This is a genomic window from Pseudomonas sp. AK-TSAG1-1 (assembly GCF_056821665.1).
Genome location: NZ_CM165965.1, coordinates 503,197 through 522,283, shown reverse-complemented (window position 1 = coordinate 522,283; position 19,087 = coordinate 503,197). Strand labels below are relative to the sequence as shown.

General features: G+C 61.0%; 14 protein-coding genes. 2 read left to right on the top strand and 12 right to left on the bottom strand.

Annotation, left to right across the window (positions count from 1 at the left end; translation table 11 throughout):
* Nucleotides 1-92 precede the first annotated feature (92 nt).
* On the top strand, nucleotides 93-530 hold the full coding sequence (locus AC1UK9_RS02315; RefSeq protein ID WP_025110254.1) for a hypothetical protein: 438 nt from the start codon (nucleotides 93-95) through the stop codon (nucleotides 528-530).
* A 103-nt stretch (nucleotides 531-633) separates the two neighbouring features.
* Here the strand turns inward: AC1UK9_RS02315 and AC1UK9_RS02310 are convergent, their stop codons facing one another.
* The gene (locus tag AC1UK9_RS02310; RefSeq protein ID WP_025110255.1) at nucleotides 634-1,536 is read right to left on the bottom strand and encodes a LysR family transcriptional regulator; all 903 of its coding nucleotides are present in this window, start codon (nucleotides 1,534-1,536) and stop codon (nucleotides 634-636) included.
* Between the two features lie 119 nt (nucleotides 1,537-1,655).
* Here AC1UK9_RS02310 and AC1UK9_RS02305 point away from each other — a divergent pair, with 119 nt between their 5' ends.
* Entirely contained in the window at nucleotides 1,656-2,930 is a 1,275-nt protein-coding gene (locus tag AC1UK9_RS02305) for an MFS transporter (RefSeq protein WP_482579225.1), read from the top strand.
* Nucleotides 2,931-3,105: 175 nt separating this feature from the next.
* Here AC1UK9_RS02305 and hemE read toward each other — a convergent pair whose 3' ends face one another.
* The 11 genes from hemE to AC1UK9_RS02250 all read right to left on the bottom strand — a co-directional run bounded on the left by hemE (nucleotide 3,106) and on the right by AC1UK9_RS02250 (nucleotide 18,908).
* On the bottom strand, nucleotides 3,106-4,173 hold the full coding sequence (gene hemE / locus AC1UK9_RS02300; protein WP_083367241.1) for a uroporphyrinogen decarboxylase: 1,068 nt from the start codon (nucleotides 4,171-4,173) through the stop codon (nucleotides 3,106-3,108).
* Nucleotides 4,174-4,427: 254 nt separating this feature from the next.
* A complete protein-coding gene (locus AC1UK9_RS02295) occupies nucleotides 4,428-5,846 on the bottom strand; it encodes an FAD-dependent oxidoreductase (protein WP_007909438.1) in 1,419 nt (472 codons plus the stop codon).
* A gap of 33 nt (nucleotides 5,847-5,879) precedes the next feature.
* Complete coding sequence (gltB, locus tag AC1UK9_RS02290) at nucleotides 5,880-10,325, bottom strand: glutamate synthase large subunit (protein ID WP_482579223.1); 4,446 nt, start codon at nucleotides 10,323-10,325, stop codon at nucleotides 5,880-5,882.
* A 350-nt stretch (nucleotides 10,326-10,675) separates the two neighbouring features.
* A complete protein-coding gene (locus tag AC1UK9_RS02285; RefSeq protein ID WP_025110259.1) occupies nucleotides 10,676-12,262 on the bottom strand; it encodes an AAA family ATPase in 1,587 nt (528 codons plus the stop codon).
* Nucleotides 12,263-12,272: 10 nt separating this feature from the next.
* Complete coding sequence (gene aroB, locus AC1UK9_RS02280; RefSeq protein ID WP_025110260.1) at nucleotides 12,273-13,373, bottom strand: 3-dehydroquinate synthase; 1,101 nt, start codon at nucleotides 13,371-13,373, stop codon at nucleotides 12,273-12,275.
* A gap of 151 nt (nucleotides 13,374-13,524) precedes the next feature.
* The gene (aroK, locus tag AC1UK9_RS02275; RefSeq protein ID WP_025110261.1) at nucleotides 13,525-14,043 is read right to left on the bottom strand and encodes a shikimate kinase AroK; all 519 of its coding nucleotides are present in this window, start codon (nucleotides 14,041-14,043) and stop codon (nucleotides 13,525-13,527) included.
* A 4-nt stretch (nucleotides 14,044-14,047) separates the two neighbouring features.
* On the bottom strand, nucleotides 14,048-16,120 hold the full coding sequence (locus AC1UK9_RS02270) for a type IV pilus secretin PilQ (RefSeq protein WP_473014249.1): 2,073 nt from the start codon (nucleotides 16,118-16,120) through the stop codon (nucleotides 14,048-14,050).
* Between the two features lie 13 nt (nucleotides 16,121-16,133).
* On the bottom strand, nucleotides 16,134-16,661 hold the full coding sequence (locus tag AC1UK9_RS02265; protein ID WP_482579221.1) for a pilus assembly protein PilP: 528 nt from the start codon (nucleotides 16,659-16,661) through the stop codon (nucleotides 16,134-16,136).
* Nucleotides 16,658-17,281, bottom strand: coding sequence for a type 4a pilus biogenesis protein PilO (gene pilO, locus AC1UK9_RS02260; RefSeq protein ID WP_482579219.1), 624 nt, complete (start codon nucleotides 17,279-17,281; stop codon nucleotides 16,658-16,660). The genes AC1UK9_RS02265 and pilO overlap by 4 nt, the downstream gene beginning before the upstream one ends.
* Nucleotides 17,278-17,844 carry a PilN domain-containing protein gene (locus AC1UK9_RS02255; protein ID WP_482579218.1) on the bottom strand — a complete coding sequence of 189 codons (567 nt, stop codon included), beginning with the start codon at nucleotides 17,842-17,844 and terminating at the stop codon, nucleotides 17,278-17,280. The genes pilO and AC1UK9_RS02255 overlap by 4 nt, the downstream gene beginning before the upstream one ends.
* Nucleotides 17,844-18,908, bottom strand: a complete 1,065-nt coding sequence (locus AC1UK9_RS02250; protein WP_482579217.1) for a pilus assembly protein PilM — start codon at nucleotides 18,906-18,908, stop codon at nucleotides 17,844-17,846. Before AC1UK9_RS02250 ends, AC1UK9_RS02255 begins: the two co-directional genes overlap by 1 nt.
* Nucleotides 18,909-19,087 lie beyond the last annotated feature (179 nt).

Here is a 19,087-nt window from a genome sequence, read left to right as displayed (position 1 = left end):
GGCTCATACAGCCCTTCACGCTACGCCTGTCAGAACGGCGAGCCCCATCGCTCGAGCACTCGCGGTTCTCTTTCACCGTCAAGGAGATGACCATGCACGTGAAAGCCATGATTGCCGCCACACTCCTTGGGCTTTTGCCCAGCGCCAGCCACGCCACCAATCTGATGTACATGCCGTTCGAGACCGTACTCTCGGACGCGATTCGCGCCGGTCGGCTGGATGGCAGTGTGAAGTTCTATCTGGTCGGCAATGGGCCGCAGGGCACGCAGCGCTTGTTGCGCCGGGACGTGGTCAGCGATCTGAGCACCAACGGCTTCAACAAGAGCGACCACGATTCCTGCGAGTGGGTGTTGCAGTCGAACCTGATCAAGTTGCAGGCCGATGCCAAACGGGTCGGAGCGAATGCGGTGGTCAATATCGTCAGTTATTACGACCAGCATGTGCGCAAGGATTTGAATACCTATGAGTGCCGGGCGGGGATATTCGTGACGCGGGTGGCGTTGAAAGGGGATCTGGTGCGGTTGCCCTGAAAATGTGGTGCTTGAGCGGACACCTTCGCGAGCAAGCCCGCTCCCACCCTGAAATGCATTCCCCTGTGGGAGCGAGCCTGCTCGCGATTTGACTGCGCAGCAGTCACGCCTTTGAGGGTTCGACCTTGCGCGTGAGCAACTCGACAAACGCCTTGGCCATCGGCGATTTCTGATCCTTGCGCTGCACCAGCCACACCGCCGTCACCGCTTCGGGATCCAGCAACGGCCGATAGACCACGCCGTCGATGCGCATCCGCTGATACGAGGCCGGCATCACCGAAACACCCAAACCTGCCGCCACCAGACCGATGATGGTCATCGCCTCCCCAGCCTCTTGGGCAAAGTGCGGGCTGAACCCGGCATCACGCGCCAGGCTCAGCAATTGCGCATACAAACCGCTGCCGTAGCTGCGCGGGAAGAACACAAATGGCTCGTGGGCCAGCGCCGCAAGGAACAGGCCCTCCTCCGACCCCTGCGCCAGCGGATGCTTGGCACTGAGCACCGCGACCAGCGGCTCGCGCATCAACTCAACCACGCTGAGCGAATCCGGCAAGCCCAGCGGACGCATGATGCCGACTTCGATCGACTCATCCACCAGTGCATCCGCCACCATGGTGCTGCTCATTTCGCGCAGGTTCAGGTGCACCGCCGGGAAACGCTGGCGAAAGGCAAAGATCGCCTGGGGAATGGTCGAGTTGAATGGCGCCGACGAGGTGAAGCCAATCTTCAATTCGCCCAGCTCACCCAACTGCGCACGCCGGGCGACATCTGCAGCTTTGTCGACCTGCGCCAGCACCAGCCGCGCCTCTTCCAGAAACAATCGGCCAGCCTCGCTCAGTTCGACCCGACGATTGGTCCGTTCAAACAACCGTGCGCCGACCTCTTGCTCCAGCGCCTGAATCTGTTGGCTCAGCGGTGGCTGGGAGATGCCCAGCACCTGTGCGGCGCGGCCGAAATGCAGTTCTTCGGCGACGGCGATGAAGTAGCGCAAGTGACGCAATTCCATGGACACCCCAATTAGGTCGTTAAAGCTATCAAACAGGTCGAACAATATATTGGATAGAAACATTAGCCAGCTATATGATTTTTTCATTGCCTGCCTGGCCGTGCCCCCCGAGGTCTGAAGTGAAAACAGCTGTCGCGCCCCTTGCCCATGAAGTCCCGCCTGCTGCTGCGGACGATGTGATCGCCGAGCTGCAAGAGATCTACATCGAAAAGGGCACGCCGATGTTCATGCGCACAGTGCTGGCCTTGTTCAGCGGCGGCTTCGCGACCTTTGCCCTGTTGTACTGCGTGCAGCCGATGATGCCGCTGCTGTCTCACGAATATGGGAACAACGCGGCGCAGAGCAGCCTGATCCTCTCCGTGGCAACCGGCATGCTGGCCTTCGGGCTGTTGATCACCGGGCCGATTTCCGACCGCATCGGGCGCAAACCGGTGATGGTCGCGGCACTGTTCGCCGCCGCCCTGTGCACCATCGCCAGTTCGATGATGCCGAGCTGGCACGGTGTGCTGATCATGCGCGCGCTGATCGGGCTGTCGTTGAGTGGCCTGGCGGCGGTGGCAATGACTTATTTGAGCGAGGAGATCCACCCGCAGCACATCGGTCTGGCGATGGGCCTGTACATCGGCGGCAACGCCATTGGCGGGATGAGCGGGCGCTTGATCACCGGCGTGCTGATCGACTTTGTCAGCTGGCACACGGCGATGCTGGTGATCGGCGGTCTGGCGCTGATCGCGGCAGCGGTGTTCTGGAAGATCCTTCCCGAGTCGCGCAATTTCCGCTCGCGCTCGCTGCACCCGCGCAGCCTGCTCGATGGCTTCACCATGCACTTTCGCGATGCCGGTCTGCCGCTGCTGTTTCTTGAAGCGTTCGTGCTGATGGGAGCGTTCGTCACCTTGTTCAACTACATCGGTTATCGCCTGCTGGCGGCGCCGTACAACCTTGATCAGGTGTTTGTCGGCCTGCTGTCGGTGGTGTACCTGTCGGGTATCTACAGTTCGGCGAAGATCGGTTCGCTGGCGGACAAACTGGGGCGACGCAAGGTGTTGTGGGCGACCATTGCACTGATGTTTGCCGGCCTTGCGCTGACGATGTTTACGCCGCTGCTGCTGGTGATCGTCGGCATGCTGATCTTCACCTTCGGCTTCTTTGGTGCACATTCGGTAGCGAGCAGCTGGATCGGCCGGCGCGCGACCAAGGCCAAGGGGCAGGCCTCATCGTTGTATCTGTTCAGCTATTACGCAGGTTCCAGTATTGCCGGTACGGCGGGTGGGGTGTTCTGGCATCTGGGCGGCTGGAACGGGATTGGCCTGTTCATTGGAGCGCTGTTGCTGGTGGCGCTGCTGGTGGCATTGAAACTGGCGAAGTTACCGCCGCTCGGCGGAGTCAAAGCCTGACAAAAATCCCCTGTGGGAGGGGGCTTGCTCCCGAATGCGGTGAGACAGTCAATGAAGATGGTGCTGAACCACCGCCTTCGGGAGCAAGCCCCCTCCCACAGTTGATCTGTTTTCGGCCCTGGATCGTGCAAACAAAAACGCCCGGCATAGCCGGGCGTTTTTCATTGTGTGGCGATCACTCGTGATACTGCGCCGACAACTCGTGCACCGCACGCAGGAACGCGCCGGCGTGTTCCGGATCAACCTCAGGGGTGATGCCGTGGCCAAGGTTGAACACGTGGCCGCTACCCTTGCCGTAGCTGGCCAGAATGCGACCCACTTCAGTGCGGATCGCTTCAGGTTTGGCGTAGAGCACGGTCGGGTCCATGTTGCCTTGCAGCGCCACCTTGTCGCCAACGCGGGCGCGGGCATTGCCGATGTCGCAGGTCCAGTCCAGGCCCAGTGCATCGGCGCCAGCCTCGGCGATGCTTTCCAGCCACAGGCCGCCGTTTTTGGTGAACAGGATCACCGGCACCTTGCGCCCGTCGTGCTCGCGGATCAGGCCGCTGACGATTTTCTTCATGTAGGCCAGCGAGAACTCCTGATACGCCGCCGCCGACAGGTTGCCGCCCCAGGTATCGAAAATCTGCACCGCTTGTGCGCCAGCCATGATCTGGCCGTTGAGGTACGAGGTCACCGACTGCGCCAGCTTGTCCAGCAGCAGGTGCATGGCTTGCGGGTTGTCGTAGAGCATCGCCTTGGTCTTGCGGAAGTCTTTCGACGAACCGCCTTCGACCATGTACGTCGCCAGGGTCCATGGGCTGCCGGAGAAACCGATCAGCGGCACGCGACCGTTCAGCTCGCGGCGGATGGTGCTGACCGCGTCCATCACGTAACCCAGATCCTTGTGCGGATCAGGAATCGGCAGGGCTTCGATATCCGCCAGAGTGCTGACGACTTTCTTGAAGCGCGGACCTTCACCGGTCTCGAAGTACAGGCCCTGGCCCATGGCATCGGGAATGGTGAGGATATCGGAAAACAGGATCGCCGCGTCCAGTTGCGGATAGCGGTCGAGCGGTTGCAACGTGACTTCGCAGGCGAACTCCGGATTCATGCACAGGCTCATGAAATCACCGGCGTGGGCACGGCTGGCGCGGTATTCCGGCAAGTAGCGGCCGGCCTGGCGCATCATCCACACCGGGGTGACGTCAACGGGTTGCTTGAGCAGGGCGCGAAGGAAACGGTCGTTCTTCAGGGCAGTCATGTCGGCATCCGGAAAAAAAGTGCGGGCATTTTCTCAGAGCGCGAGGCAAAAGGCACGGATACAGGTCAGCCTTTTGTCTATCGGGTCAATTTATCGCAATGAACACGCGGATTTCAGCAACACCCGGAAACCAATGTGGGAGCGGGCTTGCTCGCGAAAGCAGTGTGTCAGTCAATACATCAGGTGACTGATACAAAGCATTCGCGAGCAAGCCCGCTCCCACAGTTTTATCGCATTCCAAGGCCGGAAAGTGATCAGACGCCCAGATAATCGAGGATCCCTTCGGCGGCATTGCGGCCTTCGAAGATCGCCGTCACCACCAGGTCGGAACCGCGCACCATGTCACCACCGGCGAAGATTTTCGGGTTGCTGGTCTGGTGCTTGTACTGACCTTGCTCAGGCGCCACGACACGGCCCTGGCTGTCGGTCTGGATCTCGAACTGTTCGAACCACGGCGCCGGGCTCGGACGGAAACCGAACGCGATGACCACGGCGTCAGCCGGGATGATCTCTTCGGAACCCGGGATCGGCTCGGGGCTGCGACGGCCACGAGCGTCCGGTTCGCCGAGACGAGTCTCGACCACCTTCACGCCTTCGACCTTGTCTTCACCGACGATCGCGATCGGCTGGCGGTTGTAGAGGAATTTCACGCCTTCTTCCTTGGCGTTCTTCACCTCTTTGCGCGAGCCGGGCATGTTCGCTTCGTCACGACGATAAGCGCAGGTCACCGACTTGGCGCCCTGGCGAATCGAGGTGCGGTTGCAGTCCATCGCCGTGTCGCCGCCGCCGAGCACCACAACCTTTTTGCCTTTCATGTCGACGAAATCTTCCGGCGACTTTTCAAAGCCCAGGTTGCGATTGACGTTGGCGATCAGGAAGTCCAGCGCGTCATAAACGCCCGGCAAGTCCTCACCGGCAAAACCGCCCTTCATGTAGGTGTAAGTGCCCATGCCCATGAACACGGCATCGTATTCGGCAAGCAGTTGCTCCATGGTCACGTCTTTGCCGACTTCGGTATTGAGGCGGAACTCGATGCCCATGCCGGTGAAGACTTCGCGACGATTGCTCAGCACGGTCTTTTCCAGCTTGAACTCGGGAATGCCGAAGGTCAGCAGACCGCCGATTTCCGGGTTCTTGTCGAACACCACCGGGGTCACGCCGCCGCGCACCAGCACGTCGGCACAACCGAGGCCCGCCGGGCCTGCGCCGATGATCGCGACACGCTTGCCAGTCGGTTTGACCTTGGACATGTCCGGGCGCCAGCCCATGGCGAACGCGGTGTCGGTGATGTACTTCTCGACCGAACCGATGGTCACCGCGCCGAAGCCGTCGTTAAGGGTGCAGGCACCCTCGCACAGACGATCCTGCGGGCATACCCGGCCGCAGACTTCCGGCAGGGTGTTGGTCTGGTGCGACAGCTCGGCGGCCTGGAGGATGTTGCCCTCGGCCACCAGCTTCAGCCAGTTGGGAATGAAGTTGTGCACCGGGCACTTCCATTCGCAATACGGGTTGCCGCAACCCAGGCAGCGGTGGGCCTGATCGGCCGACTGCTGGGGTTTGAACGGTTCGTAGATTTCGACGAACTCTTTCTTGCGTTGACGCAACAGTTTCTTCTTCGGATCCTTGCGCCCGACATCGATGAACTGGAAGTCGTTATTCAGACGTTCAGCCATTGTTAAAACCTCATCAAACTCTTCAGGCGCATATCACTGCGGGTTGGCACGAGTGCTGGAAAGCAACGATTTCAGGTTGGCAGCCTTGGGCTTGACCAGCCAGAAACGGCGCAGATAGTCATCGAGGTTTTCGGCGAGTTCACGCCCCCACTCGCTGTCGGTTTCCGCGACGTACTCGTTCAGCACGTTTTGCAGGTGGCTGCGATAGGCTTCCATCGCCTCGCCGCTGATCCGCTGGATTTCCACCAGTTCGTGGTTGACCCGGTCAACGAAGGTGTTGTCCTGATCGAGCACGTAGGCAAAACCACCGGTCATGCCAGAGCCGAAGTTGTAACCGGTCTTGCCCAGAACGCAGACGAAACCACCGGTCATGTACTCGCAGCAGTGATCGCCAGTGCCTTCCACCACCGTGTGGGCACCGGAGTTACGCACGGCGAAACGCTCACCTGCGGTGCCGGCGGCGAACAGCTTGCCGCCCGTCGCGCCATACAGGCAGGTGTTGCCGATGATGGCGCTTTCCTGAGTTTTATAAACGCTGCCTTTCGGCGGCACGATGGTCAGCTTGCCACCGGTCATGCCCTTGCCGACGTAGTCGTTGGCGTCGCCTTCCAGGTACATGTTCAGACCGCCGGCGTTCCACACGCCGAAGCTCTGACCGGCAGTGCCCTTGAAGCGGAAGGTGATCGGCGCTTTCGCCATACCCTGGTTGCCGTGCTTGCGCGCGATTTCGCCGGAGATCCGTGCGCCGATCGAGCGGTCGCAGTTGCAGATGTCCAGGTCGAACTCGGCGCCACTGAGGTCGTTGATCGCCGAGGTCGCCATGTCGACCATTTTCTCGGCCAGCAGGCCCTGGTCGAACGGCGGGTTGCGCTCGACACCGCAGAATTGCGGTTTGTCCGCCGGGATGTGATCGCTGCCCAGCAGCGGGGTCAGATCCAGGTGATTCTGCTTAGCGGTCTGGCCTTCGAGGATTTCCAGCAGATCGGTACGACCGATCAGTTCTTCGAGGGAACGCACGCCGAGCTTGGCCAGCCACTCGCGGGTTTCTTCGGCGACGTAGGTGAAGAAATTCACCACCATGTCGACGGTACCGATGTAGTGATCCTTGCGCAGCTTCTCGTTCTGAGTCGCGACGCCAGTGGCGCAGTTGTTCAGGTGGCATATACGCAGGTATTTGCAGCCCAGCGCGATCATCGGCGCGGTGCCGAAGCCGAAGCTTTCGGCGCCGAGGATCGCAGCCTTGATCACGTCGAGGCCGGTTTTCAGGCCGCCGTCGGTCTGCACCCGGACTTTGCCGCGCAGGTCGTTGCCGCGCAGGGTCTGGTGGGTTTCGGCGAGGCCGAGTTCCCACGGTGCACCCGCGTATTTGATCGAGGTCAGCGGCGAAGCACCGGTACCACCGTCGTAGCCGGAGATAGTGATCAAGTCCGCATAGGCCTTGGCCACACCGGCGGCGATGGTGCCGACGCCTGCTTCTGCAACCAGCTTCACCGAAACCAGCGCCTTCGGGTTGACTTGTTTCAGATCGAAAATCAGCTGCGACAAGTCTTCGATCGAGTAGATGTCGTGGTGCGGCGGTGGCGAAATCAGGGTCACGCCCGGCACTGCATAACGCAGCTTGGCGATCAGCCCGTTGACTTTACCGCCTGGCAGTTGCCCGCCCTCGCCCGGCTTGGCGCCTTGCGCGACCTTGATCTGCAAGACTTCGGCGTTAACCAGGTATTCCGGGGTCACCCCGAAACGGCCAGTCGCGACCTGCTTGATTTTCGAGCTCTTGATGGTGCCGTAACGCGCCGGGTCTTCACCCCCTTCGCCGGAGTTGGAACGCGCACCGAGGCGGTTCATGGCTTCGGCCAAGGCTTCGTGAGCTTCCGGCGACAGTGCGCCCAGCGAGATACCGGCGGAGTCGAAACGCTTGAGCACCGATTCCAGCGGTTCGATTTCACTGATGTCCAGCGGCTTGTCGAGGGTCTTGACCTTGAACAGGTCGCGGATCATCGACACCGGACGGTTGTCCACCAGCGAGGTGTATTCCTTGAACTTGGCGTAGTCGCCCTGCTGCACGGCGGCTTGCAGGGTGTTGACCACGTCCGGGTTGTAGGCGTGATATTCGCCACCGTGGACGAACTTCAGCAGACCGCCCTGCTGGATCGGCTTGCGCGGACTCCAGGCTTCAGTCGCCAGTGCTTTCTGTTCGGCTTCGATGTCGACAAAACGCGCACCCTTGATGCGGCTCGGCACGCCACGGAAGCTCAGCTCGCAGACTTCTTCGGACAGGCCGATCGCTTCGAACAGTTGTGCACCGCGGTACGAGGCGATGGTCGAGATGCCCATCTTCGACAGGATCTTCAGCAGACCCTTGGTGATGCCTTTGCGGTAGTTCTTGAACACCTCGTAGAGGTCGCCCAGTACTTCACCGGTACGGATCAGGTCGCCCAGCACTTCGTAGGCCAGGAACGGATACACCGCCGAGGCGCCGAAACCGATCAGCACCGCGAAGTGATGAGGGTCACGGGCGGTCGCGGTTTCAACGAGGATGTTGGAATCGCAACGCAGGCCTTTTTCGGTCAGGCGGTGGTGCACCGCACCGGTGGCCAGGGATGCGTGGATCGGCAGTTTGCCCGGGGCGATATGGCGGTCGCTCAGGACGATCTGGGTCCGACCGGCACGCACGGCCTCTTCAGCCTGATCGGCGACGTTGCGGATCGCCGCTTCCAGACCAACACTTTCCTCGTAGTTGAGGTCGATGATCTGCCGCTCGAAACCCGGGCGGTCGAGGTTCATCAGCGAACGCCACTTGGCCGGGGAAATGACCGGCGAGCTGAGGATCACGCGCGAGGCATGTTCCGGCGACTCCTGGAAGATGTTGCGCTCGGCACCGAGGCAGATTTCCAGCGACATCACGATCGCTTCACGCAACGGGTCGATCGGCGGGTTGGTGACCTGCGCGAACTGCTGGCGGAAGTAGTCGTACGGCGTGCGCACACGCTGGGACAACACGGCCATCGGCGTGTCGTCGCCCATCGAGCCAACGGCCTCGTAGCCTTGCTCGCCGAGCGGACGCAGTACCTGATCGCGCTCTTCGAACGTGACCTGATACATCTTCATGTACTGCTTGAGCTGATCGACGTCGTAGAACGCCGAACCGTGGTCGTTGTCTTCCATGGTCGCCTGGATGCGCAGGGCATTCTTGCGCAACCATTGCTTGTACGGATGACGGGACTTCAGGCGGTTGTCGATCGCATCGGTGTCGAGGATCTGCCCGGTTTCGGTGTCCACGGCGAAGATCTGGCCAGGGCCGACGCGGCCTTTGGCAATCACGTCCTCGGGTTTGTAGTCCCATACGCCGATTTCCGACGCAAGGGTGATGAAACCGTTGGTGGTGGTAACCCAGCGCGCCGGACGCAGACCGTTACGGTCGAGCAGGCACACCGCGTAGCGACCGTCGGTCATGACCACGCCGGCCGGGCCGTCCCACGGCTCCATGTGCATCGAGTTGTACTCGTAGAACGCACGCAGATCCGGGTCCATGGTTTCGACGTTCTGCCACGCCGGCGGAATGATCATCCGCACACCGCGGAACAGGTCGATGCCACCGGTGACCATCAATTCGAGCATGTTGTCCATGCTCGAGGAGTCGGAACCGACACGGTTGACCAGCGGGCCGAGTTCTTCCAGATCCATCAGATCGTTGGTGAACTTGGTCCGGCGGGCCTGCGCCCAGTTGCGGTTGCCGGTGATGGTGTTGATCTCGCCGTTGTGGGCGAGGAAGCGGAATGGCTGAGCCAGCGGCCATTTCGGCAGGGTGTTGGTGGAGAAGCGCTGGTGAAACACGCAGATCGCGGTTTGCAGGCGCTCGTCACTCAGGTCCGGATAGAACGCGGCCAGATCGGCCGGCATCATCAAGCCTTTATAGATGATGGTCTTGTGCGAAAAGCTGCAGATGTAGTGGTCGGTATCGGCGGCGTTCGCCACCGACGAACGACGACGGGCGCTGAACAGCTTGACCGCCATGTCCTGATCGCTCAGGCCTTCACCGCCGATGTACACCTGCTCGATTTGCGGCAGGCGCTCAAGCGCCAGGCGGCCGAGAACACTGGTGTCGATTGGCACTTTGCGCCAGCCGATCAATTGCAGGCCTTCAGCAAGGATCTCGCGGTTCATGTTCTCGCGAGCGGCTTCGGCCTTGGCCGGATCCTGGTTGAAGAAGACCATGCCCACCGCATATTGCTTGGGCAGCTCGACGCTGAAGGTTTCCTGGGCAATGGCGCGCAGGAAGGCATCAGGCTTTTGAATCAGCAGACCGCAACCGTCACCGGTCTTGCCGTCGGCATTAATCCCACCGCGGTGGGTCATGCAGGTCAGGGCCTCAATGGCCGTTTGCAATAGGGTATGACTGGGCTCGCCCTGCATATGGGCTATCAGGCCGAAACCGCAGTTATCCTTGAATTCATCTGGTTGGTACAGACCTGCTTTCATAGACACTTTCTCACCAGGCTGCCTCTTTTCGAGGCAAATTTCTTTTCAATTCAACCACTTGCATCTCGCGCCGAACGTACGCCGGCTTAGCGGGGGCAAAAGGGTGGTCATTGTACACAGCGACACAGACGCTCACAAATTTGACGACGAAATGTCGCAAATCTATGTCGCATTTGTGAAAGGTTTAAAGCGATATGCTGTGCTAGTCAAAACTTTTTTAATTCTGACTGCAACGACTCAAAGACTACTGTGACGCAGACACCACAAGGCACGCGGCCCGTAGGGGCGGCGCGCACTTGTAGAAATTTTGAGGTGCTTGGAGAGGCGGCCTGGGTAAGGCCGCCGAATCTTCAGCGAGTTGTTGCCAGTTCCTGTTGGACGCTGGCGACAGTGCGAGGCCAAGGTTTACCAGCCTGAACCTTCGCTGGCAAGGCCTTGATGGCAGAAACGGCTGCATCACGATTGGCGAAGTTGCCGTAGGTGATCACGTAGAGAGGCTTGCCGTTGAGGACTTTCTTGAAATAACGGTACTCACCGCCCTGCTCCTTGACGAAGTTCTGCGCGGTCGCTTCGGAGCTGGTGCCAAGGATCTGCACCACGTAGTTGCTAGTCGGCTGACCGGCGTACCAGCTGCCACCGGCGGCTTTGGCGACGGTAACCGGCTTCTCGGCCGGTTTGGCTGCTACAGCGGGCTTGGCCGGTGCAGGAGCAGGTTTTGCCACTGGAGCCGGCGCAGGTTTGGCGGTAGCGATCTGGGTAGGCGCTGGTGTCGGCTTGGCGGCAGGCACCGGAACCGGGGTCGGCGCCGGGCCGGCCGGAACACCTGCCGGCGGTGCGGAGGTGGTGACGGTCGGCGGCGTAGCGCTGGAGCCTTCCAGCGGCACTCCATCGTCGCCCTCGGTGATGCCTCCGGCCGCTTCAGCCAACGGGCCACGCATGACTGGCTGCGAGTTGCCGACCAGCGGCAGCGGCATTGGCTGGGTATTGCCGGCGAACTCGACGTTTGGCGCGCCACCCTTGGCGCCCTGACCCAATGGCAGTTGTGCCTGTTCGTTGGCAGGTGCGCCGGTGGTTGGTGCCTTGTTGCGACCCGGCATCAGCCAGGCGGCGGCGACCGCGACCACAACGACGGCGGAAATCGCCAATACGTGTTTCTTCGGCATGTTGAACCCCATACTTGGACGCTTCACCGCAGAGCGGCTGGCAATCATGACTTCGATCAGAGCATCGCGAGCGACCTGGTTGATGTTGCCAGGCCAACCCTCGGCACTTTCGTGAATATCAGAGATCTGATCCGCGGTGAAAAGTTCGACACCCCGGCCCGCACCTTCGAGCCGTTGGTCGAGGTATTCGCGGGTCTCCTCTTCGGTGTACGGCTGCAGTTCGATGACGTGGAAGCGTTCTTCCTCGAGGTGCAGCGCCTCCAGTTGAGCGATCAGCGACGACTCACCGAACAGGAACACGTGCGGACGACCTTCCGGTGCACCGGCGCCCAGCGCCATCAGCGCCTCGAGGGCGGACTCGTCGAGCTGCTCGGCGTCGTCCACCAGCAGATAGACTTCCTGACCGGTGAGAGCAAGTTGCACCACCTGCGCCAGAATCGCGCCGACCTCGGCCTGCGCCACGTCCAGCGCCTGGGCGACCTGACGCAGGATGCCAGCAGCATCGCCTGCACCGCGCGCCGACACCACAACGCTCTGTACCGATTGTTTGTTGGTGCTGGCCACCAGCGCCTGGCGCAGCAGGGTCTTGCCGCTGCCTTGCGGACCGGTGACCACCAGCAGCAACTGGCTGTAACGCGCCAGGTGGTGCAGTTGCCCCAGCACCGGCTTGCGCTGGGCCGGGAAGAATTTGAAGCCCGGCACCCGCGGAGCGAAAGGGTCGTGACTTAACTGGAAATGGCCGAGGAACGCCTCGTCGGCATGCAAACTAGTCATCGGAATCTTATTAACCTTTAAGCTGAGCCAGAGCGCGGTAATCCGCTCCCAGCGTGGCCTGTAGAACCTCTTTCGGATAATCGGCGGTCACCACCGCTTCGCCCATCCGGCGCAGCAGCACCAGGCGCAGACGACCGTCGATCACTTTTTTATCAATTGCCATATGTTCGAGAAAATCGGCTTCGGTCATCTCTTCCGGCGGAATTACCGGTAGACCGGCACGCTGGAACAGACGAATACCGCGATCACGCTCCTGCTCGCTGATCCAGCCCAGACGCGCGGACATTTCCAACGCCATCACGGTGCCAGCCGCGACCGCCTCACCATGCAACCAGACACCATAGCCCATGTGGGTCTCGATGGCGTGGCCGAAGGTGTGGCCCAGATTGAGCGTGGCGCGTACGCCGGTTTCCTTCTCATCGGCGCCGACCACCGCAGCCTTGGCTGCGCAGGAGCGCTCGATGGCGTAAGTCAGGGCTTTCTGGTCCAGCGCACGCAGGGCATCGACGTTGTCTTCGAGCCAGGTCAGGAACGGCTCATCGCAGATCAGGCCGTACTTGATGACCTCCGCCAGACCGGCCGACAGCTCACGCTCCGGCAGGGTTTTCAGGGACGCGGTATCGATCAGCACCACGTTCGGCTGATAGAACGCGCCGACCATGTTCTTGCCCAGCGGATGGTTGATGCCGGTCTTGCCGCCCACTGACGAATCGACCTGGGACAGCAGCGTGGTCGGAATCTGGATGAAATCGACACCGCGCTGATAGCACGCGGCGGCGAAACCGGCCATGTCACCGATGACCCCGCCACCGAGGGCGATGATCGTGGTGCGGCGGTCATGACGGGCTGTCAGCAGGCCGTCGAAGATCAGTTGCAGGGTTTCCCAGTTCTTGAAGGCTTCGCCGTCCGGCAGCACCACGGAAATCACCGAGAACGGCGCAAGACTCTTGGTCAGACGTTCGAGATAGAGCGGCGCAACGGTCTCGTTGGAGATGATTGCCACCTGCCGCCCGTGGATATGCGGCGCCAGCAGCTCAGGCTGATCCAACAAACCTTCGCCAATATGAATCGGGTAGCTGCGCTCGCCTAGATCGACCTTGAGTGTCTGCATGTGTCCCCACAGTGAAGATGGAAGCAGGCGTCCTGCCTTGAATTATTGGATGTCCGCGACCTTTAGCTGATGTGACGCCGCTCGCACGCCATCCGCCACAACCTCGACGGCTGCGACAGGACGCCGAGGATAGCGCATTTCTGGCGGCGCTTTAACGGGGTGGAAGCTGTGCCAGACGGTCGAGAATGTCGAGCACCACCATGCGCGGCGGCCGTTCGTCGGTTTCCACCACCAGATCGGCGATTTCCCGATAGAGCGGATCACGGATCGCGAGCAGGTCGCGCAGGGTTTTCTCGGGATTGGCGGTGCGCAGCAACGGTCGGTTGCGGTCGCGGGCAGTGCGGCCGACCTGCTGCTCGACGGAAGCGTGCAGATACACCACCCGCCCGCCTTCGTGCAGGGCCTTGCGATTGGCATCGCGCATCACCGCGCCGCCGCCGGTCGCCAGCACCACGCCGTCGAACGCGCACAGCTCGGCGATCATCGCCTGCTCACGGTCACGAAAGCCGGGCTCGCCTTCCTTGTCGAAGATCCACGGGATATTGGCGCCCGTGCGCAGTTCAATTTCCTTGTCGGAATCTTTGAACGGCAGGCGCAGCTCTTTGGCCAGCAACCGGCCGATGGTGCTTTTTCCAGCGCCCATCGGTCCTACAAGAATCAAATTTCGCACAGAATCAACGACTCACAGCAATCGCCTGGTTATTCATGATACGCGGAGTGAGAAATACCAGCAGCTCGGATTTTTTCTCCGAAACCACATCACGCCGGAAAAGGCGGCCAAGATACGGCACATCGCCAAGAAATGGCACCTTATCTACGACCTTGCTTTGAGTATTTGAGAAAACGCCCCCGATCACGATGGTCTCGCCGTCGTTCACCAGCACTTTGGCGTTGACCTCGTTCTTCTTGATCGGCGGTACATCCTGCACCTTGTTCAGGTAGTCCGGCTCGTCCTTGGTGACCTTGACCTCCATGATGATGCGGTTGTCGGGCGTGATCTGCGGCGTCACTTCCAGCGACAGCGACGCCTCCTTGAATGACACCGAAGTCGCGCCGCTGGAGCTGGCTTCCTGATACGGAATCTCGGTGCCCTTGAGGATCTTCGCGGTCTCCTTGTCGGAGGTGACCACTTTCGGCTGGGAGACGATTTCGCCGTTACCGGTTTTCTCCATGGCGGTCAGCTCAAGATCGAGCAGCACGTTGTCGGTGATGAAAGCGATGCCGATCCCGGACGTGTTACCGACCGTGCCCATGTCGACGAACGGCGAGTTGGTGCTGGTGTTGCCCGGTGTGCCAATGGTGGTCGAGGTACCGTTACTGACCCCGGACGTGTTCCAGTTGCCCTTGTTCTGAATCGAACCGCCCCAGCGCACGCCCAGGCTCTTGTCGTAATCGACGTTGGCCTCGACGATCCGCGCCTCGATCATCACCTGACGCACCGGAATATCCAGTTGCGCCACGATCCGCCGCAGCTCGTCGAGGCGGTCCTGGGTCTGGTAGGCAATGATGTTGTTGGTGCGCTCATCGACCGTGATCGAGCCACGTTCGTCGATTTTCGCTTCGGCGCTGGTCACCGACTGGAACAACTTGGCGATGTCCGCCGCCTTGGCGTAGTTGACTTGCAGCAGTTCGCGGCGCAGCGGCGCCAGTTCGGCGATCTGTTTCTGCGACTCCAGTTCCTGACGCTCGCGGGCGGCGATTTCGTCGGCCGGCGCTACCAGCAACACGTTGCCGATCTTGCGTTTGTCCAGCCCTTTGGTTTTCAGCACCAGATCCAGCGCCTGATCCCACGGCACGTTCTGCAGGCGCAAGGTGATCCCGCCCTGCACGGTGTCGCTGGCCACGAGATTGAGGTTGGTGAAATCGGCGATCAGTTGCAGCACCGAGCGCACATCGATGTCCTGGAAATTCAGCGAGAGCTTTTCGCCGCTGTAGCTGTTGCGATCGGCGTTGCGCTTTTGCAGATCGTCGACCGTCATCGGACGAATGCTGACGGTCAGCTTGTTATCGGTCTGGTAGGTCGAATAGTCGAAAGTGCCACTGGGCTCGACGGTGATGACCGCACGATCACCGGTCGCGGCACTGTTGACGAACTGCACCGGGGTGGCGAAGTCCTTGACGTCGAGGCGAACCCGCAGCCGGTCGGGCAACTGGGTGCGGGCAAAACTGAGGATGATCTTGCCGTCATGCTCCTGGATGTCCGGGGCGATGGTCGGGTCCGACAGATCGATGACCACATTGCCCTCACCCGCCGTGCCGCGCTGAAAATCGACGCCACGAATGGCCTTGGCGACGGGAGCGTAAGCCTTAGCCGGAGCGGCGGCTGGCCGTGACGCAACAGCGGCCGGACGGGATGCAGCAGGCTTGGTGCCCTGCCCTACCACCACGAACAGATTGTTGCCCTCGACCCGAGAGGTGTAAGGGCTCAGTTGCGTCAGGTTGATGATCAATCGCGTGCGATCGTTGGCCTCGACCACCGTGGCGCTTCGTGCATTGCCACTGCCCAGGTCGCGGGTCTTGCTCGTCAGCTGGCTGGCCACACCCGGCAGATCCAGCGCAATTCGTGCCGGTGATTCGGTGGTGTAGCCCTTGGGCTGCGGGGGCGGGCCGTCGAACGACAGCTTCAACTCGACGCGGTCACCGGGCAACGCCGCCACATCCAGCGCCTTCAGGCTGGCCGCCTGAACCATCGGTGAAAGCAGCGCTATCCATAGCGAAAAACCGAGGGTGGAGAAAATCCTGTTCATTGTTCGACTTCCACTATGAGTGCTCTTTCAAAGGAATGGTGCGCGGACGCTCCAGCCAGGCGCCTTCGCCATCGGGCACGATTTCGACCACATCGACCTGCGTGGCACTGATTGCAACGATGCGACCGTCGTTGCGCCCCAGGTAGTCGCCGACTTTCAACCGATGCACCCCGCCAGCTCCGCGCAGCAGGGCAAAGGAGCCGGAGGCATTGGAGATTGTGCCGACCATTTCAAACTGCTCGATGTTGAAGCCTTCGAGGTATTGCTTGACCCGGCTGGGGTCGGGTTTGACGTTGCGCGCACCGCGCTGCTGAGCGGCCAGATCGACCCGCACCTGACGCGAGAACGGGCTGCGCAAGTTGGCCGCGCTGTAGGTAAACGTGGGGTAGGAGTGGAAAGTCGGCGTCGGCTCAATCCGGCCCGCCGGTCGCAGACGCACTTCGTTCATGTAGGCATCGAGGTCGCTGAACTCATCATTGCTGCCGCAGCCGCTCAGGCCCAGCAACACCATGGATAAGGCGAAATAACGCATCGGGGTCATTTTTCCAGCCCCTTGTCGTTATAGCGGTAAGTCTTGGCGAGGATGCTCATGCGCAGCTTCGTCCCGCCTTCCGGGTTGGCGGGCGCCAGCTCGAAATCGTGCAGCGTGACGATCCGTGGCAACCCGGCGACGCCGCTGACGAAGGTGGCGAGGTCGTGGTAGGCGCCGGTGACGGTGATCTGGATCGGCAGTTCGATGTAGAACGGCTGGGTGACTTCCGGCAGTAGCTTGATTTCTTCGAATTCCAGACCGCTGCCCAGACCGGTGCGGGTGATGTCCTCCAGCAACCCCGGAACTTCGGTGTCGCTGGGCAATTGCCGCAGGAGCACGCCGAAGGAGTTCTCCATTTCCTTCATCTGCTGGGTGTACAGCTCCAGGTTGGCGGCCATGTGCGCCTTGCTGGCGAATTGTTCCTTCAAGGTGTCTTCTTCCTGACGCTTGGCTTCAAGCTGGTTTTCCATGTCGCTGATGAAAAAGTTATAGCCAAGCGCCAACACCAGCACTGCCAACAATGCCCCGGCGATGGTTTTCACTGCGGCCGGCCAGGAGCCGATGTTGCTGGTGTCCAGGTCGTTGAAATCGATGTTGCGCAAACCCTGCAGCCATTCGGACGGTTTCATTTGTCGCCCTCCACGGCTGCTGGCTGAGTCTGCCGGACGGTCAACTGAAAGACGTTGGCCTGATCCACCTGTCCGGCGGTAGTCGCCTTCACTTCATTGAGACTCGGCGCATCGAACCAATCGGAGGCATCCAGATTGCGCATCAATTCGGAGACGCGATTGTTCGATTCCGCCGCGCCGCTGATCGAGAGCGTCTTGCCAACCAGCTTCACGCTGGTGAAATACACGCCGTCCGGCAGGGTGCGCGCCAGTTGATCGAAGATCCGTCCGCTGATCTGCCGGTTACCCTGCAGGTCCTGGATGATGCGCATGCGCTCGACCAGTTGCTGGCGCCGCGCCTTGAGCTCGCTGATCTGCCTGATCCGTTCGTCGACCACGGCAATCTGCTTGCCGATGTAGGCGTTGCGTGCCTCCTGCCGCTCGATCGCGGCACTGAAGACCTGATCGGCGATGAACACCGCGCCCACCGATCCGACCAGGACCCCGATCAGGATCAGCAGGAAGCGTTTACGCCGCTCTTCGCGGCGCTCTTCACGCCAGGGGAGAAGGTTGATCCGCGCCATCAGTCGAAACTCCTGAGCGCGAGCCCGCAGGCAATCATCAGGGCCGGCGCGTCACTGGCCAGGGCACCGGCATTGACCTTGCTGCTCAAGGCCATGTCGGAAAACGGGTTGGCGACCTGGGTCGGAGTGCCCAGGCGTTGCTCGATCAGGCGATCCAGCCCCGGCACCGACGCTGTGCCACCGGCCAACAGGATGTGATCGACGGCGTTGTACTGCCCGGAGGCAAAGAAGAACTGCAATGAGCGCGACACCTGCTGCACCAACGCATCCCGGAACGGCTGCAAGACCTCGCTGACGTAGTCATCCGGCAGACCGCCCTGTTTTTTCGCCAGCCCGGCCTGCTCGACGGTCAGGCCATAGCGGCGCTGGATTTCCTCGGTCAGTTGCCGGCCACCGAACAGTTGCTCGCGGGTATAAATGATGCGGCCGTTGTGCAACACGCTCAGGGTGGTCATGGTCGCGCCGATGTCGACTACCGCCACCGTCAGGCGCTCCTGCGAGGCCGCCAGTTGGGTGGCGAGCAGACCGAAGGAGCGCTCCAGCGCGTAGGCCTCGACATCGACCACCCGCGCGGTCAGCCCGGCCAGCGCCAGTGCCGCCTCGCGGACTTCGACGTTTTCCTTGCGACAGGCGGCCAGCAGCACATTGACCCGCTCCGGGTTGCGCGGTGACACACCCTGGACTTCAAAATCGATGGCGACTTCGTCCAGCGGATAGGGGATGTATTGGTCGGCTTCGATCTTGAGCTGGTTTTCCAGCTCTTCGTCGGTCAGCCCGGCGTCCATCTCGATGATCTTGGTGATCACCGCAGAACCGGCCACCGCCACGGCCACGCTCTTGAGCCCGGTGCGTGCCTTGACCAGCACCCGGGACAAGGCGTGGCCCACGCCTTCGAGCTCGGCGATGTTCTTTTCGACCACGGCGTTGGGCGGCAGCGGTTCCACCGCGTAGGCCTCGACCCGGTAGCGGTCGCCCTGGCGGCTCAGTTCCAGCAGCTTCACCGAAGTGGAGCTGATGTCGATCCCCAGTAACGTATTGGTCTTTTTATTGAAGAGTCCCAGCACTACCAATTCCCTATGACTTTCCGTGAGTTACGGACTCTGTAATACGCATTGCGTTCCTTCACCCCGTCTTGACAGAAGCGCAAATGACGCCCCCAGCAGAAAAGTGCTTATAATGCCCAGCGTTTTTTTCCGCTTTTACTGCCGGCCCAGGCTGTTCTGTGTGTTACCGGAACCCTGCC

What these genes read in the sequence shown, in the direction of transcription:
- AC1UK9_RS02315 (WP_025110254.1), top strand. Translation starts at nt 93, where the DNA reads ATGCACGTGAAAGCCATGATTGCCGCCACACTCCTTGGGCTTTTGCCC.
- AC1UK9_RS02310 (WP_025110255.1), bottom strand. Translation starts at nt 1,536, where the DNA reads ATGGAATTGCGTCACTTGCGCTACTTCATCGCCGTCGCCGAAGAACTG.
- hemE (WP_083367241.1), bottom strand. Translation starts at nt 4,173, where the DNA reads ATGACTGCCCTGAAGAACGACCGTTTCCTTCGCGCCCTGCTCAAGCAA.
- AC1UK9_RS02295 (WP_007909438.1), bottom strand. Translation starts at nt 5,846, where the DNA reads ATGGCTGAACGTCTGAATAACGACTTCCAGTTCATCGATGTCGGGCGC.
- gltB (WP_482579223.1), bottom strand. Translation starts at nt 10,325, where the DNA reads ATGAAAGCAGGTCTGTACCAACCAGATGAATTCAAGGATAACTGCGGT.
- AC1UK9_RS02285 (WP_025110259.1), bottom strand. Translation starts at nt 12,262, where the DNA reads ATGACTAGTTTGCATGCCGACGAGGCGTTCCTCGGCCATTTCCAGTTA.
- aroB (WP_025110260.1), bottom strand. Translation starts at nt 13,373, where the DNA reads ATGCAGACACTCAAGGTCGATCTAGGCGAGCGCAGCTACCCGATTCAT.
- AC1UK9_RS02270 (WP_473014249.1), bottom strand. Translation starts at nt 16,120, where the DNA reads ATGAACAGGATTTTCTCCACCCTCGGTTTTTCGCTATGGATAGCGCTG.
- AC1UK9_RS02265 (WP_482579221.1), bottom strand. Translation starts at nt 16,661, where the DNA reads ATGACCCCGATGCGTTATTTCGCCTTATCCATGGTGTTGCTGGGCCTG.
- pilO (WP_482579219.1), bottom strand. Translation starts at nt 17,281, where the DNA reads ATGAAACCGTCCGAATGGCTGCAGGGTTTGCGCAACATCGATTTCAAC.
- AC1UK9_RS02255 (WP_482579218.1), bottom strand. Translation starts at nt 17,844, where the DNA reads ATGGCGCGGATCAACCTTCTCCCCTGGCGTGAAGAGCGCCGCGAAGAG.